General features: G+C 62.2%; 11 protein-coding genes. 5 read left to right on the top strand and 6 right to left on the bottom strand.

Translation table 11 applies throughout. The features are described 5' to 3' along the window. Positions 1-52 precede the first annotated feature (52 nt). Together K3557_RS16250 and K3557_RS16245 are read right to left on the bottom strand one after the other, a co-directional pair. Positions 53-1,705 carry an ABC transporter substrate-binding protein gene (locus K3557_RS16250; RefSeq protein WP_259995039.1) on the bottom strand — a complete coding sequence of 551 codons (1,653 nt, stop codon included), beginning with the start codon at positions 1,703-1,705 and terminating at the stop codon, positions 53-55. A gap of 103 nt (positions 1,706-1,808) precedes the next feature. After that, positions 1,809-3,467 (bottom strand): BCCT family transporter, encoded by a 1,659-nt coding sequence (locus tag K3557_RS16245; RefSeq protein WP_259995036.1) that lies wholly within the window; start codon positions 3,465-3,467, stop codon positions 1,809-1,811. A 120-nt stretch (positions 3,468-3,587) separates the two neighbouring features. Here K3557_RS16245 and K3557_RS16240 point away from each other — a divergent pair, with 120 nt between their 5' ends. Further along, positions 3,588-4,520 carry a LysR family transcriptional regulator gene (locus tag K3557_RS16240; protein ID WP_211038133.1) on the top strand — a complete coding sequence of 311 codons (933 nt, stop codon included), beginning with the start codon at positions 3,588-3,590 and terminating at the stop codon, positions 4,518-4,520. Positions 4,521-4,533: 13 nt separating this feature from the next. Here K3557_RS16240 and K3557_RS16235 read toward each other — a convergent pair whose 3' ends face one another. Both K3557_RS16235 and K3557_RS16230 read right to left on the bottom strand, forming a co-directional pair. After that, on the bottom strand, positions 4,534-5,937 hold the full coding sequence (locus K3557_RS16235; protein ID WP_259995035.1) for an MATE family efflux transporter: 1,404 nt from the start codon (positions 5,935-5,937) through the stop codon (positions 4,534-4,536). Between the two features lie 113 nt (positions 5,938-6,050). Continuing rightward, a complete protein-coding gene (locus tag K3557_RS16230; RefSeq protein WP_259995033.1) occupies positions 6,051-7,628 on the bottom strand; it encodes a DUF5928 domain-containing protein in 1,578 nt (525 codons plus the stop codon). A gap of 143 nt (positions 7,629-7,771) precedes the next feature. Between K3557_RS16230 and K3557_RS16225 the strand changes: the two genes are divergently transcribed. Continuing rightward, positions 7,772-8,590, top strand: a complete 819-nt coding sequence (locus K3557_RS16225) for a sulfotransferase family protein (protein WP_259995031.1) — start codon at positions 7,772-7,774, stop codon at positions 8,588-8,590. A gap of 336 nt (positions 8,591-8,926) precedes the next feature. Here K3557_RS16225 and ilvD read toward each other — a convergent pair whose 3' ends face one another. Both ilvD and K3557_RS16215 read right to left on the bottom strand, forming a co-directional pair. After that, positions 8,927-10,771 carry a dihydroxy-acid dehydratase gene (ilvD, locus tag K3557_RS16220; protein WP_259995028.1) on the bottom strand — a complete coding sequence of 615 codons (1,845 nt, stop codon included), beginning with the start codon at positions 10,769-10,771 and terminating at the stop codon, positions 8,927-8,929. A 133-nt stretch (positions 10,772-10,904) separates the two neighbouring features. Further along, the gene (locus K3557_RS16215) at positions 10,905-12,083 is read right to left on the bottom strand and encodes a benzoate/H(+) symporter BenE family transporter (protein ID WP_259995026.1); all 1,179 of its coding nucleotides are present in this window, start codon (positions 12,081-12,083) and stop codon (positions 10,905-10,907) included. Between the two features lie 105 nt (positions 12,084-12,188). On the opposite strand from K3557_RS16215, the gene K3557_RS16210 reads away from it, so the two are divergent. The 3 genes from K3557_RS16210 (at position 12,189) to smpB (ending at position 14,214) form a co-directional block, all read left to right on the top strand. Continuing rightward, positions 12,189-12,749 (top strand): helix-turn-helix domain-containing protein, encoded by a 561-nt coding sequence (locus tag K3557_RS16210; RefSeq protein ID WP_259995025.1) that lies wholly within the window; start codon positions 12,189-12,191, stop codon positions 12,747-12,749. An 82-nt stretch (positions 12,750-12,831) separates the two neighbouring features. Beyond that, positions 12,832-13,686: a DMT family transporter gene (locus K3557_RS16205; protein WP_259995022.1), complete on the top strand. Its 855-nt coding sequence runs from the start codon at positions 12,832-12,834 to the stop codon at positions 13,684-13,686. A gap of 45 nt (positions 13,687-13,731) precedes the next feature. Further along, positions 13,732-14,214: an SsrA-binding protein SmpB gene (smpB, locus tag K3557_RS16200; protein ID WP_129372117.1), complete on the top strand. Its 483-nt coding sequence runs from the start codon at positions 13,732-13,734 to the stop codon at positions 14,212-14,214. Positions 14,215-14,537 lie beyond the last annotated feature (323 nt).

The raw sequence follows: 14,537 nt of genomic DNA, 5'->3' as shown, positions 1-14,537 counted from the left end.
TGAAAACGGGCGCGCGCCGGATCTGGCGCGCGTCCTTTTTTTTAAGGCCTGATCAGGCTTCCAGCGCCAGTTTGTGCACGTGGATTTCGTTGATCGGGTGGCTCTCGGCGCCGATGATACCAGGGCGGGCGTGACGGTAAAGCGAGCGCCAGTAAGGCTGGATCACGGTGCCGTCGTCACGCATGAACTGCTCAATCTTCTCCATATGCCCCCGGCGGGTATCGGCATCGGCAATGGCTGAGGCGGCCTCCAGCATGCTGTCGAACTCGGTGCTGGCGAGACCGGTTTCATTCCAGGCCACCCCGGTTTTATAGGCCAGTGTCAGCACCTGCACCCCCAGCGGGCGGTGGCCCCAGTCGGTGGAGCTGAACGGATATTTGTCCCAGTCGTTCCAAAAGGTGTTGCCGGGCAGAACCGTGCGTTTGACCTTGAGGCCGGCATCGCGCATCTGCGCTGCCAGCGCATCGGTAGTATTGCGGCGCCAGTCGTCGTCGATTGAGAACAGCTCATGCTCGAAATCGAGCATCCCGGCCTCCTCCATCAATTGGCGGGCGGCTTCCGGGTCGCGCACCGGGGCGCCGATATCGGCGTATTCCGGGTGGATCGGGCAGACGTGGTGGTTCTCCGCCAGGGTGCCGCGCCCGTCATAGCCGAGTTCCAGCAGCACCGCGTTGTCGCAAGCCAGCGCCAGGGCGCGGCGGACACGGGCGTCGGCATAGGGCTGCGCCCCGTCCACCTCGGCATCGCGGTTGGTGCGCAGCACCAGGGTGTTGGCCGAGACGGATTCGCTCAACTTCCAGCCGATGGAGGTGAAGATATCGACGTATTCCCCCACGGTTTCATAGACCATGTCGATTTCTTCGGCCTCGGCGGCTGACAGATGGGTGGAGCCGTCGGTGCCGAAGTCAATGAACTCGATCCGGTCCAGATGGGCACCTTCGCCCCACCATTCGTGATCGGTGTTCTTTTCCAGGGCCACTTTCACGCCGACCTCATATTCCACCAGTTTGTAAGGCCCGGTGCCGACCGGGTCGGCGCCCGGATCGCCCGACCAGCCGTCCGGCACAATGGCCGCGGGGTATTCGGTCACTGCCGGGATGATGGTGATGTCCGGGCGGGTGAGTTTTACCTTCAGTGTCAGATCGTCAACCACCTCCAGCGCGCCCTCGGCGGGGCCGTCGCCGGCCGCGTTCTGCAAGGAGCCCATGCGGGCCGCCATTGAGTTGCCTTCCCATTTGCCATCACACCAGCGGGCAAAGTTATAGGCGACGTCCTTGGCGGTAAGGGTGCCGCGGCCGTCGTTCCAGTTCACGCCGGGGCGGATGTGCAGCAAGTATTCGGTGGCATCCTCGTTGACCTCCCAGCTTTCCAGCAGCCGCGGCTCAAAGGTGCCGTCGGCATTGTACTGCACCAGATATTCCAGGTAGCCGCGCACCAGATTGCCCAGCTGCGGCCAGTTGAACAGCGGCGGGTCGAGGAGGGCGCGCACAACCTGCTGGATGCGGATGGTGCCGCCCTGCTGGGCATTGGCCGCCGCCTGCACCGGCTGGCTGAGGCCGATCATGCCATAGGCCGCGGATGCGGTCACACCCAGCGCGGTTGCGCGGGACAGGAATTCGCGGCGGTCCAGTTTGCCTTGGGCTGTTTCCTCCGCATGCATGCGCACTGCTGGGTGGAGGGTTTCCCTGTTATAGTATTTGCTCATTTTGCTTCCTTTGTTGCTGTGTTCAGCGCCGGGAAAGATGCGGGCAGCAGTGGAAAGGGTGTGAATGGCTGCCCCGCCCGCAAGCAGCCATTCGCCGGTGGCTTTATTCCGCCGGCTCCTGAGTGATGGTGGTGGCGATCCCAGCCTGCTCGCGGCGGCCGTCGTTGTAGATCGCTTTGATCAGGGCGGCGCATTGCAGCACCATCACCACCGAGAAGGGCAGGGCGCCGATCACCATTGCGGTCTGGATTGCCTTCAATCCTCCGACCAGCAGCAGCGCCGTCACCACCGCACCAAGGGCCACACCCCAGAAGATGATATGCGGGCGGGCCTTGGGGCCTTCGTCGCCGGCGGCGTTGATGGTGTTGACGATCAGCACCGCGCTGTCCGCCGTGGTCACCAGATAGGTCATCAGCAGGACCACGATCATCACCGACATCGCCCAGCCGACCCAGGGCGACAGCATGTATTGTACCATGGCAAAGATCTTGTCGCCATCAGGTGCCGTGGCGATCTGGCCGTCGGCGCCGCCATAAAGTTCCAAATCAATTGCGGTACCGCCGGCCCAGGTGAACCAGACAAAGCACATCAGCGACGGCACGATCATGGCGCCCAGCACAAATTCGCGGATTGTGCGGCCCTTGGAGATCCGCGCCAGGAACAAGCCGACAAACGGGGCAAAGGCAATCCACCAGGCCCAGTAAAACACCGACCAGCCGCCCTGCCAGCCTTCCAGCTTTGTGGCCACGCTGTCCGGGGTGCCGTCGCCGGTCCAGACCCGGAACATCATATCCGGCAGTGCGATCAGGTAATCCCACAGACCGACAACCAGCGCCTGCAGGCCAAAGAAGGTGGAGCCGAACAACAGAAAGAAGCTCAACAGCGCGATACTCAGCACCATGTTGATGTTTGACAGCCATTTGATCCCCTTGCCGACACCCGACAGGGCCGAGGCGGTGGAGGCTGCCATTATCACCAGGATTGCCACGATCACGCCGGCGGTATTGGCGGTGCCGGCCTCGTTGGTCAGCCCATCAATGCCAATCCGGGTGAGGCCGGAGACAAATTGTTCCACTCCGAAACCCAGGGTCTGCGCCACGCCAAGGATGGTGGCGACCACGGCGACAATATCCACCACATGGCCGATGGATCCGGACAGCCGGGCGCCGAACAGCGGTGTCAGCGACGAACGCATGGTCAGCGGCAGCCCGCGGCGGTAGCTGAAGAACCCCAGCGCGAGCCCGGCAATTGCATAGCAGGCCCAGGCACCCAGCCCCCAATGCAGGAACGACCATTTGTAAGCCATCCGGATATTGTCCGCAGCACCGCCGTTGGTCAGGCCTTGGATCACTTCAGGGTTGTTGTTCCAATGATAGATCGGCTCGGCCACCGCCCAGGTCAGCATGCCGACCCCGATGCCGGCCCCGAACATCATCGAAAACCACGAGAAGTTGGAAAACTCCGGCGTGTCACCGTTCTGGCCCAGCTTCAGCCGTCCGGCGGCGGGCCAGATCGCCAGCGCGATACAGCACAGCACGAACAGCGCCACGGTCCAGATGTACCAGGCCCCGAAAGAGGCCAGAATGAAGCCGTTGACCGAATTCAGCACGGCGCCGGATTGTTCGGGAAAGGCAATGGCCCAGACCACCAGCCCGCCGATCATCAGCTTTGAAGAAATGGTGACGATCTGGCTGAAGCCCCGGTAAAATCCGCTGTCGGACGTGCCGATCGGCAGATCCGTTAAAGGAGGTTTGATTGACATGAAAAATCCCTGTTTTCTGTTGATCTGCCGGTTGATGCCGCCCGGGGCTACGGCTTAGCAGACCTTACACAGGGCATTTTCTGGTACAAAAATTCTGCCTTTTGCAGTAGGCAATAATTTATGAATGACATTAGCAGCATTAATAGGAAACTGAGCTATAATCTGGTCGCGCTGCATAGTTTCGACCTGGTGGCCCGGCATGGTAATTTCACCGGCGCAGCCGAGGCGCTGGGGCTGACACAATCGGCGGTCTCGCAGAAAATCAAGGGGCTTGAGACGGAATTGGGCATTGCTCTGTTCCGGCGCGAGCACCGCGGCGTGTCGCTGACCAACGAAGGTGTGCGGCTGTTGAATGTGGTCCGTCCGGCGATGGCGCAGATGGGAAACTCGGTGGCGTCGCTGCTGGAGCGCAAGTCCCGCCCCAGGGTGCGGATCTCGGCGGATTTTGCCTTTGCCAGTTTCTGGCTGCTGCCGCGGCTGTCGCATTTGCGCGCCGAACTGGGCGATGAGATTGAGATCCAGATCCTCGCCTCGCAGGTAGCGCCGGACGACTATGGCGAGGATTGCGATATCAAGATCCACGTCGGCCCGCGCAGCAGTATGGGCGACGGCGATGTGATGCTGCTGCAGGAGCGGGTGGGGGCGGTGTGCAGCCCGGCCTATCTGGAACGGCATGGCCCGGTGTCTTCAGCTGCAAGCTTGCTGGATTTTCAGCTGCTCAGCCTGTCGAAACCGGCCTCGGCGGAATGGCAGACCTGGCAGGGCTGGTTCGATCGCTTGGGTATCGCGGGGGAGCGGTCGAAGAACTATATCAGTTTCAACAACTACGACATGGTGGTGCAATCTGCGGTGTCGGGCGATGGTATTGCCCTGGGCTGGCTGGGGCTGATCGACAGGCTGCTGCAGAACGGGTCGCTGGTCAGAGTGGTGCCGGATGTGGTGGTCAGCGATGCCGGCTATGTGATGTCGCGCGACTATTCCAGCCGCCTGCGGGGGCCCAGTCTGGTGTTCGACTGGATCGCCGAACATCTGGCAGGTTCTGCGGTGATGTAGGGCTGGTGCCGGATTACCAGCCGCGGCGCCCCAGCAGCGCGTGCAGCCGGTTCTGCGGAGCAAAGGCATCCACCGCGGCAGGCCGGGTCAGCTGCAGCAGAACACGGCGCAGCAGCAGCCCGCCCAGGCAGGCAAAGATCACCCCGCCGGCCGCCTGGCCCAGCAACACCCCAGGCGCACCGTATAAGGTGCCGCCCAGAACGGCCAGCGGCCAGGTCCCCAGAGTGTGGCGGCCCCAGTTGATCCATGTGGAATAGACCGGGTGGCCCAGATTGTTGAAGCTGGCGTTTTCGACAAACAGCACCCCGTTGAAGAAATACGCCAGTGCCAGCGGCCCGCAGAACAGGTAGATCAGCGTGCGGGTCTCGCCCGTGGCCGAGAACAGATCCGCAATCGGCATCCGCAGGGCAAACAGAACGGCCGCCATCAGCAGCACATAGACCGCGGTAAAGGCGATGCCGGCCAGAAACGCCTGGCGCACACGGGCAAACTGCCCGGCGCCAAAGTTCTGGCCGATGATCGGGCCGATGGCGCCGGACAGCGCAAAGATCACCGAAAATGCCACCGGCATCAGGCGCCCGATCACCGCCATCCCGGCGACCGCCTCAGTTCCAAACTGGGCGATCTCGCGCAGCACAATGGCGTTGCCGAGCGGGGTTGCGACATTGGTCAGTACCGCAGGCACCGCGATTGCCCGGATCGCCCGCAGGTCGCCGCCGATCTGCCGCAGCGAGGGCCGCATGAAGCCCTGATGCACCCGGATGGCGGGCCAGAAGGCGGCCCCCAGCATACAGGCCCGCGCCAGCACCGAGGCAATGGCCGCGCCATCCAGCCCCAATCCCAAGCCAAAGATCAGCAGCGGGTCCAGCACCGCATTCAAGCCGCCGCCGTACAGCGTCGCCATCATCGACCGGCGCGCATCGCCATGGGCGCGCAGCACCGCCATGCCGGTCATCGCCAGCGCCATTACCCACATCGTCGGCAGAATGATCCAGACATAGCGCATGGCCAGCCGCAGCACCTCGCCCTCAGCGCCGAGCAGCGCCAGGATCTGTTCCAGATAGGCCAGCACCAGGACCGGCATCAAAAGCCCGGTCAGAACCCCGATGGCGGCCACGCTGGTGGCATATTGCTGCGCCTGATCCGGCCGCCCCGCGCCCAGCTCCCGCGCCACCAGTGAACCTGCGGCGATGGACAGTCCGATATTGATCGAATTGGTGAAAAACAGCAGCGTTCCGGCATATCCCACCGCAGCTGCCAGCGCGTCATTTCCCAGCATCGCGATAAAGGCCATGTCGACGAAATCAACCGCAAACATCGCCATCAGCCCGATGCTGGCGGTCAGCGACATGCGGGTGACATGCCGCATCAGGCTGCCGGTCAAAAATACGGCTTTGCGGTCCGGTTGGTCTGCCATCTTTCAAACCCTTTGATGGTTATGATCCTGTCCCGGGCGGATCTCTTCGTCCCTGCATGACGACGCCACCGCCCCGGTCTTGTCAATGCGTGCCGCTGCGCGCGGCGGCCGGATCAATCTGCGAACAGGTAATGGGTCTCGGCAATCTGCATGGCTTTCTCCTCTGTCAGACCCAGGAAACCGCGCAGCTGGCCTGCGTTTTCTTCCGGGCTGCTGCTTTCCCGCATATGGAACAGCTGGCTGAACCCGGCATCGCGGATGCGGTCGTTTTCATGCAGGATGTCGTTGCGGATAGTCGGCAGCAGGCGTTCCAGCGTCAATTGCGGTGTGCGCTCACCCGCCAGCCCGACCCGGTGCGCGTGGCCGGTCAGATAGTCGTTGCTGAACTCGCATTCGATCTGCAGGAAGCGGGTCGAGGAGCGGTCGGAATGAAAATCGTTCATCAGGTCGATGGCGCCGGGATCCAGACAGATGATCAGCTGGTCGGACTCGTAGTATTCGAACAGCATCCGCATCAGCGCGCGGCGGTGCCGGGTGCGCTTCATCAGCGCCGCTTGGATGCCGCCGAGGTCGGGCAAAGGGGTGTCTTCTTCGTTGAACAGGTAGTCGATGGCCGGGATATTGGTCACTTGCCGGATCTGCTCCAGCAGCCGCTTGGCCACGTGCCATTTCTTGCAGATCACGATCAGCAGCTCGCGTTCACGCCCCAGCGAGCTTTCGGTTTCCCAGAACCGCGGTGCAAACCGGCGCCCGATCCGGCCCCTTTGGACCAGGAATGTATACAGGCTGCGCCCCTCGTTGGAGATTTGGAAGTCGACGCCTTGCGCCGCATAAAGCCGCCCAAGCCGCGACTTCAGCTCGGTCGCTTCCGGGCTGATCTTGCGGGCGAACAAAAAGTCCTGACTCAGCAGCAGGTCGTAATGGTCATTGTGGAAATTCACCGGCATACCGTAATCGGTGAACATCAGGAAGGTGAGGGTGCGGGTCTCGATCTCGCCTTCCGGGATCAGATGGCGCACCAGGGTCTGAAAGAAAGTTTCATCCGGAATCCAGGTGGTGCGGAAGAACCGCATCACATCGCGGCGCCTGCGGGTGAATTCCAGGATCCACTCCACCGTGCGGCGGCGCAGGCACCACCACTGGCTGCCGATCTGCACCTGGATATCGGCCGGCACCTCGCGCTGCAGCCCCAGGCGTTTCTGCAGACCATGGCTCCAGTAAAACAGCTGCTTGTGCTTGCGCTCGTTAAAAATGTGCCGGTAGATCAGCCGGTCTTCCTTCATGCCGGTTTTGATCCAGTCGCTTTCGAAGAAATCAAAGCTTTCGATGAAATCTTTGTCATGCTGATCAAGGAACCGGTGGGCATACTCCGCAGTTTTCACCGCCATGCAATCGCCCGACAGCATGTAGAAATGGGTGGCGCGCGGGAATTCATCAACCGCGCTGCGCAGCGCGTGCAGCGTCGCCTCGACCAGCGACCATTCCCCCCAGCCGCATTTGATCCGCTTTTTGGCAAAGGCCACATTGGGATTGTCCGCCAGTTCAGCCCGGATCAGCTGATAGTCTTCCGGTGCCGCCCGCCCGTCAAAGTGAATCGCCATGTAATCGCCGGCCGCGGTCAGCCGCTCAGCCTGCTGGATGATCGCCTCGGGGTCTTTATGGCAGAGCAGAATATATGCGATTTTTGCCATGGCGTGGACGGATTGCCTTGTTTTGCCTGATTGTTTCCCTTGATAAGCGGGCTTAAGGCACGAATAAACCAGATAGTTCCCGTTTCGGTAAACATATGCGAGTACTGCTGGGGACAAGGCAAGAATAAACAAGAGGGCAGCGGATGGGGTTCCCCGGCACCTGGATGACGGAAAGTGAAAGTGTGGTCTACCGGGTGGTGCCGAAATGCGCCTGCTCGACGATCGGGCAGATCCTGCATTACTCCGATCACGGGCAGTTTTTCGATGGCGACATTCATGACGCCAAGGATGGCCTGCACAAATGGGCGCTGGAGCACAGCCAGGCGCCGATCACCCGAAATGTGCAGGAGCAACGGTCTTATGCCTTTACCTGTGTTCGCAATCCTTACACCCGCGTGCTCAGCTCGTTTTTTGACAAGATCTGCGGCATCCAGCGCAACGGGCGGCGTTACCGCGGCAATCTGGTGCCCAAGCTGGCCTATGAATACGGCATCGAGGTCGGCGGCGAGGACGGCAAGCAGGAATTCGACCAGATCGCCAGCTTCCGCCGGTTTCTGCTGTTCGTGCGCGACACCATCCGCTGGCGCCGCCCGATGGACCCGGACATCCACTGGTCGGCGATGTCGGGGCATGTGTCCACCTTCATCCTGAACGGCGGGCGCTACAACCGGATTTTCTGGACCGAGGATTTCAACACCGGCATGCAAGGCGTGCTTGATGCGATCGAAACGCCGCATGCCGTGGACCTGGCCGCGATCCCGCGCTTCAACGAAAGCGAAGGCCACGGCCCCAAACGCGCCCATCCGGTGGAGGATTACTTCGATGACCTGTCGATGCATCTGGTCTATGAGATCTACAAACGCGATTTCGAACTGTTCAAATACGATTTCGAGAACCCCGGCAACAAGATGCCGGTGGGCGAGATCGACCTGGACGAGGTGCACGCCAAGCTGGGGGAGTAAGCAGGCGGGCAGGGCGCTCCCGCGCCTTGCCGCAGCATCAAAGATGCAGCGCCAAAAGCCTTGGGCCCAGCGCCGCTGGCGCGGCGCGGGCGGGTGTAGCAATCGGCCATTCGGCTTCACCTTTGGCTAAATACTCCCGCCGGAGGCACGCCGCGCGTTAGCGCGGCGCTTGGCCCAACGCCGCTTGGCGTGCTGGCGTTAGCTAGCGGGGCGTAGCGGGGGCGGGAGTTTTTGCTGAAACAGGAATGTTGCTGAGAGGCGGTTCAGGGACAGGCGCAAAAGAAAACCCGCCGCGTTTTTTGCGGCGGGTGTTGAATGTTTCGTGACTGAAGGGCTTCAGTCCTCGTCAGGCAGCGCGCGCACGGCGCCTTTGGCCGCCGATGTGGCCAGCAGCGCGTAGGCTTTCAGCGCCTTGGAGACCTTGCGTTTGCGCGGCGCGGCGGGTTTCCAGCCGGCGGCATCCTGCGCTTCGCGGCGCGCGGCCAGGTCCTCGTCCGGCACCGCCAGATGGATCGAGCGGTTGGGAATGTCGATCTCGATGGTGTCGCCCTGCTGCACCAGGCCGATCAGACCGCCTTCGGCTGCCTCGGGCGAGACATGGCCGATCGACAGGCCCGAGGTGCCGCCGGAGAACCGTCCGTCCGTCAGCAGCGCGCATTTTTTGCCGAGGCCTTTGGATTTCAGGTAGGAGGTCGGGTAGAGCATTTCCTGCATCCCTGGACCGCCGCGCGGACCCTCATAGCGGATCACCACCACGTCGCCTTCTTTGACCTTGCCGGTCAGGATGTCGTTGACCGCCGCGTCTTGGCTTTCGCAGACATAGGCCGAACCGGTGAAGGTGAGATTGCTGGCATCGACGCCGGCGGTTTTCACGATGCAGCCGTCCAGCGCGATATTGCCGAACAGAACCGCAAGGCCGCCGTCCTGGCTGAAGGCGTGTTCCTTGGAACGGATCACGCCGTTTTCACGGTCGCTGTCCAGCTCTTTGTAGCGGTTGGACTGAGAGAACGCTTGTGTTGTGCGCACGCCGCCAGGGGCCGCCTTGAACAGCGCCTCCGCCTCGGGGTTGTTGGCAACCTTGATATCCCATTTGGCAATCGCCTCGCCCATGGTCGAGGTATGCACGGTGCTGCAATCATTATGCAGCAGGCCCGCACGGGACAATTCACCCAGGATCGAGAAGATGCCGCCAGCCCGGTGCACGTCTTCCATATGCACATTGGCCGTGTTCGGCGCGACCTTGCACAGGCAAGGCACCTTGCGGCTCAGCTGGTCCATGTGGGACATGTTGAAGTCGACTTCGCCCTCATTGGCAATCGCCAGCAGGTGCAGCACCGTGTTGGTGGAGCCGCCCATGGCAATGTCCAGGCTCATCGCGTTCTCAAACGCCTTGAACGTGGCAATCTCGCGCGGCAGCAGGCCTTTTTCTTCGCCGACATAGTGACGCTTGGTGATGTCGACGATCTTGCGTCCCGCTTCCAGGAACAGGTGCTTGCGGTCGGCGTGGGTCGCCAGGGTCGAGCCGTTGCCGGGCAGCGCCAGACCCAGCGCCTCGGCCAGGCAGTTCATTGAGTTCGCCGTGAACATGCCCGAGCACGACCCGCAGGTCGGGCAGGCGTTCTCTTCGATGTGCTGGACCTGCTCATCGGTGAATTTGTCATTCGCCGCTGCAACCATGGCGTCCACCAGGTCGATCTTCGTCATGTCCAGATCGGCGATGTCGATCTTGCCCGCTTCCATCGGCCCGCCGGAAACAAAGATCGCCGGGATGTTCAGGCGCATGGCAGCCATTAGCATGCCCGGAGTGATCTTGTCGCAGTTGGAGATGCAGACCATGGCGTCGGCACAGTGCGCGTTGACCATATATTCGACGCTATCCGCAATCACCTCGCGCGAGGGCAGCGAATAGAGCATGCCGTCGTGGCCCATTGCGATACCGTCATCCACCGCAATGGTGTTGAATTCCTTGGCGACGCCGCCGGCCGCCTCAACCTCGCGGGCGACCATCTGGCCCAGGTCCTTCAAATGCACGTGGCCGGGCACAAACTGGGTGAAGGAGTTGACGATGGCGATGATCGGCTTGCCGAAATCATCGTCTTTCATGCCGGTGGCGCGCCACAATCCGCGCGCGCCCGCCATGTTGCGGCCATGGGTGGAGGTTCTGGATCGGTACATTGGCATCAGGCTATTTCCCTTAGTCTTTGCCCTCAGGGACACGATTTGCGCAATAAAGGCAACCTGCCGGGGGGCTGTTCGGTAACTTTGGCGCAGTTGGCGCCGGATTTCAGCGGTGAAATGTCTCTCGGGTTGGTTCTCAGGCGCGGGCGGGTGCGGGCTCGGGGCTTTTCAGCCAGTGATTCACCGCCAGTCCCAGCACCAGCGCCCAGAACGGCGCGCCGATTCCAAAGAAGCTGATGCCGGACACTGTGGTCATGAAGGTGATCAGTGCTGCCTCGCGGCCTTTGCTAACGGCCAGCGCGGCAGACAGGCTGTTGCCGATGGTTGACAGTAACGCCAGGCCCGCGACGGTGGCGACCAGCGCTTTGGGCGCGATCAGGAACAGGCTGATGACGGTGGCGCCGCCCAAGCCCACCAGAATGTAGACGAGGCCCGTCATGACGCCTGCCAGATAGCGGGTGTCCGGGTTCTCATCCGCTTCCGGACCGGCGCAGATGGCGGCTGTGATGGCGGCAAGGTTGAAGGCAAAACCGCCGAAGGGTGCGAGCAGAAGCGAGGCCAGCCCGGTGACAGTGAGGCTGGCAGAGACCGGCGGTTCGTATCCGCAAGCCCGCAGTGCCACCACTCCGGGCATGTTCTGCGAGGACATGGTGACGATGTAAAGCGGCAGTCCGATGCCGATCAGCACTGGCAGCGAGAAGGCGGGCATCACGAACTCAGGCCGCGCCAGGGTCAGGTCCAGCGCCTCCAAGCTGCCAAGAGCTCCGGTGCCTGCGCACCAGGTCACACCTGCCGCCAGCACCGCTGGGATTGTGTAGCGGGGAAACAGCTTGCGGCCCGCAAGGAAGGTGAGACCCATCACCGCCACCAGCGCGGTGTCACTTTGCAGCGAGGTGAAAGCCGAAAGGCCGAACTGGAACAGGATGCCCGCCAGCATCGCGCTGGCCAGGCTGTCCGGGATAAGGCGGGAGAGGGCGGCAAACCAGCCAGTGACGCCGGTGAGAGTCAAGAGCACGGCGCAGAGCATGAAAGCGCCGACAGCCTCCGGCAGCGGCACGCCGTTGAGGCTGACAGCCAGCAGCGCCGCGCCGGGGGTGGACCATGCGGTGAGGATCGGCATCCGGTAGATCAGCGACAGGATCAGGCAGGTCAGCCCCATCCCAAGCCCCAGCACCAGCATCCAGCTGTTGGCCTGGGACTGGGTGGCGCCGACGGCCTCGATGGCTTGGAAAATGATCGCAACCGAACCTGTATAGCCGACCAGCACGGCCACCGCGCCGGAGACAAGATGCGAGAGTTTCAGATCCTTGAGCATGCGGCTTTTCCTCTGGCGCCGGATCGGCTAGGGGTGTTGTGCGTTATAGCGCACATTACACATCGTGCGTTATAGCGCACAAGTGCTTTTTGAGCGGCGGATCTTATGAGCGATGAAACCATCACCCTGAACCTGCGGAACATCCGTACGCAGGCGGGGCTTAGCCTGTCCAAAGCGGCGGAGGTCACGGGCGTCAGCAAGGCAATGCTGGGGCAGATTGAGCGCGGCGAATCAAGCCCGACGATTGCTACCCTGTGGAAGATTGCCAAAGGGTTTCACCTGCCGCTGACCGCGCTGATTGGAGAGGCTACGCGGCCGGTAAGCGCGGCCACCGGCGTTTATGAGACGGTGCAGTTTCCGGGCAGTATCGGGGTCAAGATTGTCTTTCCCTTTGATCCGCTGCTTGGGGCTGAGACCTTTCAGGTCACGCTGCAGCCAGGGCAAAGCCACCAGTCCCAGCCGCATGACACCGGCGTCACCGAGGAAGTGTTTGTGCTGCACGGGTCGATGGAGGTGCTGCGATCTGGCGAATGGGTGATGCTGGAGGCCGGGCAAGGCCTGCGCTTTGCCGCCGACCAGCCGCATGGCTACCGCAGCGCCGGGACCGGTGCGGCTTTTCTCAACATGCACCACTACCGGCAGGCAGGTCTGACGCAGCGGGACTGAAATCCTTCACTTGTGCATTGTCTGCGGCGGGCCTACCACTTGCCCAAGTCATTGAGTTTTCTGGATTTGAAAGGGCACCGGAATGGACACGCTGCGCGGAAGCCTGTTGATGGTGCTGGCCATGGCCACCTTTGCGCTGGAGGATATGTTCATCAAATCCGCGGCCCGCGACATTCCTGTGGGACAGATTCTGATCCTGTTCGGGTTTGGCGGCATGGTCATCTTTGCCGCGATGGCGCGTGCGCAGGGTCACGCTCCCTGGCACCCGGGTTTTGGCACGCGCCCGATGCTGCTGCGCTCTGTGGCGGAAGTCGCAGGACGCCTGTGTTACACGCTGGCGATTGCGCTGACGCCTTTGTCCTCGGCCTCGGCCATCCTGCAGGCGACGCCTTTGGTTGTGGCAGCGGGTGCTGTGGTGTTCTTTGGCGAGACGGTGGGCTGGCGGCGCTGGCTGGCGATCGGGCTGGGGTTTGCCGGGGTGCTGCTGATCCTGCGTCCGGGCCTGAGCGGGTTTGAGCCTGCCTCGTTGTTTGCGGTTGCCGGCACGCTGGGGTTTGCGGGCCGGGATCTGGCCACCCGCGCGGCGCCCAAGGACATGAGCAACAACCAGCTGGGGTTCCTTGGCTTTGCCATGCTGGTGGTTGCCGGTGCGGCCGCGCTGGGATGGACGGGCGGGGCGGTCTGGCCAAGTCTGGGCAATTCGCTGAAAATCACGGCAGCCACGGTGATCGGCGTCATTGCCTATAACGCTTTGTCCGGGGCGATGCGGGCGGGCGAAATCTCGGTGATTGCGCCGTTCCGCTATACCAGGCTGATCTTTGCCATGGTGCTGGGGGTGCTGGTTTTTGGCGAACGGCCCGATGCGCTGACCCTGATCGGCAGTGCAGTGATTGTGGGCAGTGGTGTTTTCACGCTGCTGCGCAGCCGCAAGCCGTGATGCGCGTCTTGCGCCCGCCGCCGCGCCGCCTTACATCTGCCTCCCATGGCCAATAAGAAGCAGACATCCGACCCGAATTACAAAGTGATCGCCGAGAGCCGGCGGGCGCGGTACGATTACGCAATCGAAGACGATATCGAATGCGGCATCATGCTGGAGGGGTCCGAAGTCAAGGCGCTGCGCGGGGGCGGTTCCAACATCGCCGACAGCTATGCCGCGGTGGAGAACGGCGAGCTGTGGCTGGTGAACGCCTATATCCCGCCTTACGAGCAGGCCAAGCTGTTCAAGCACGAAGAGCGCCGCCGCCGCAAGCTGCTGGTTTCGCGCAAAGAACTGTCGGATCTGTGGAACGCCACCCAGCGCAAGGGGATGACCCTGGTGCCGCTGGTTTTATACTTCAACCACAAGGGCCGCGCCAAGATCAAGCTGGGCATCGCCAAGGGCAAGAAGAACCACGACAAGCGGGCGAGTGAGGCCAAGCGCGACTGGTCCCGCCAGAAGCAGCGGCTGCTGAAGGACGCACGCTGATCAGGGGAGGGCGCTGCCCTCTTGGCCTTCCGGCCAATTCACCCGAGGGTATTTCCAACCAGAAAGAAGCAGGGTTTGTGCGCCTGCAAGCTGATATCGATGCGTGTCATGGCTTTGGTGCTATTCTGCCTGACAATCCCCTGCAGCCGGCCGGTGCCGCCGGGGCGGGTCCTGGGATCCTGGGGTGCGATGGGTATCTGACTGATTAAGTCAAAATTGCGTTGCCCCGCAGGTTCGCTTTTGGATCAAGCCCGGACAGAGACCGCGGCCCGGCGGGATGTGCCGCTGCCGGTGCCGATGATCAGCGCCAGTGCAGACAGCCT

This window comes from Leisingera sp. M523 (assembly GCF_025141335.1).
Taxonomy (GTDB): Bacteria; Pseudomonadota; Alphaproteobacteria; order Rhodobacterales; family Rhodobacteraceae; genus Leisingera.
Note: the sequence above shows the minus strand (reverse complement) of the source record. Positions and strands in the feature narration are given on the sequence as shown.

Bases quoted from the DNA above. Each gene is read 5' to 3' on its own strand.
- K3557_RS16250 (WP_259995039.1), bottom strand. From the start codon at position 1,705: ATGAGCAAATACTATAACAGGGAAACCCTCCACCCAGCAGTGCGCATG.
- K3557_RS16245 (WP_259995036.1), bottom strand. From the start codon at position 3,467: ATGTCAATCAAACCTCCTTTAACGGATCTGCCGATCGGCACGTCCGAC.
- K3557_RS16240 (WP_211038133.1), top strand. From the start codon at position 3,588: ATGAATGACATTAGCAGCATTAATAGGAAACTGAGCTATAATCTGGTC.
- K3557_RS16235 (WP_259995035.1), bottom strand. From the start codon at position 5,937: ATGGCAGACCAACCGGACCGCAAAGCCGTATTTTTGACCGGCAGCCTG.
- K3557_RS16230 (WP_259995033.1), bottom strand. From the start codon at position 7,628: ATGGCAAAAATCGCATATATTCTGCTCTGCCATAAAGACCCCGAGGCG.
- K3557_RS16225 (WP_259995031.1), top strand. From the start codon at position 7,772: ATGGGGTTCCCCGGCACCTGGATGACGGAAAGTGAAAGTGTGGTCTAC.
- ilvD (WP_259995028.1), bottom strand. From the start codon at position 10,771: ATGCCAATGTACCGATCCAGAACCTCCACCCATGGCCGCAACATGGCG.
- K3557_RS16215 (WP_259995026.1), bottom strand. From the start codon at position 12,083: ATGCTCAAGGATCTGAAACTCTCGCATCTTGTCTCCGGCGCGGTGGCC.
- K3557_RS16210 (WP_259995025.1), top strand. From the start codon at position 12,189: ATGAGCGATGAAACCATCACCCTGAACCTGCGGAACATCCGTACGCAG.
- K3557_RS16205 (WP_259995022.1), top strand. From the start codon at position 12,832: ATGGACACGCTGCGCGGAAGCCTGTTGATGGTGCTGGCCATGGCCACC.
- smpB (WP_129372117.1), top strand. From the start codon at position 13,732: ATGGCCAATAAGAAGCAGACATCCGACCCGAATTACAAAGTGATCGCC.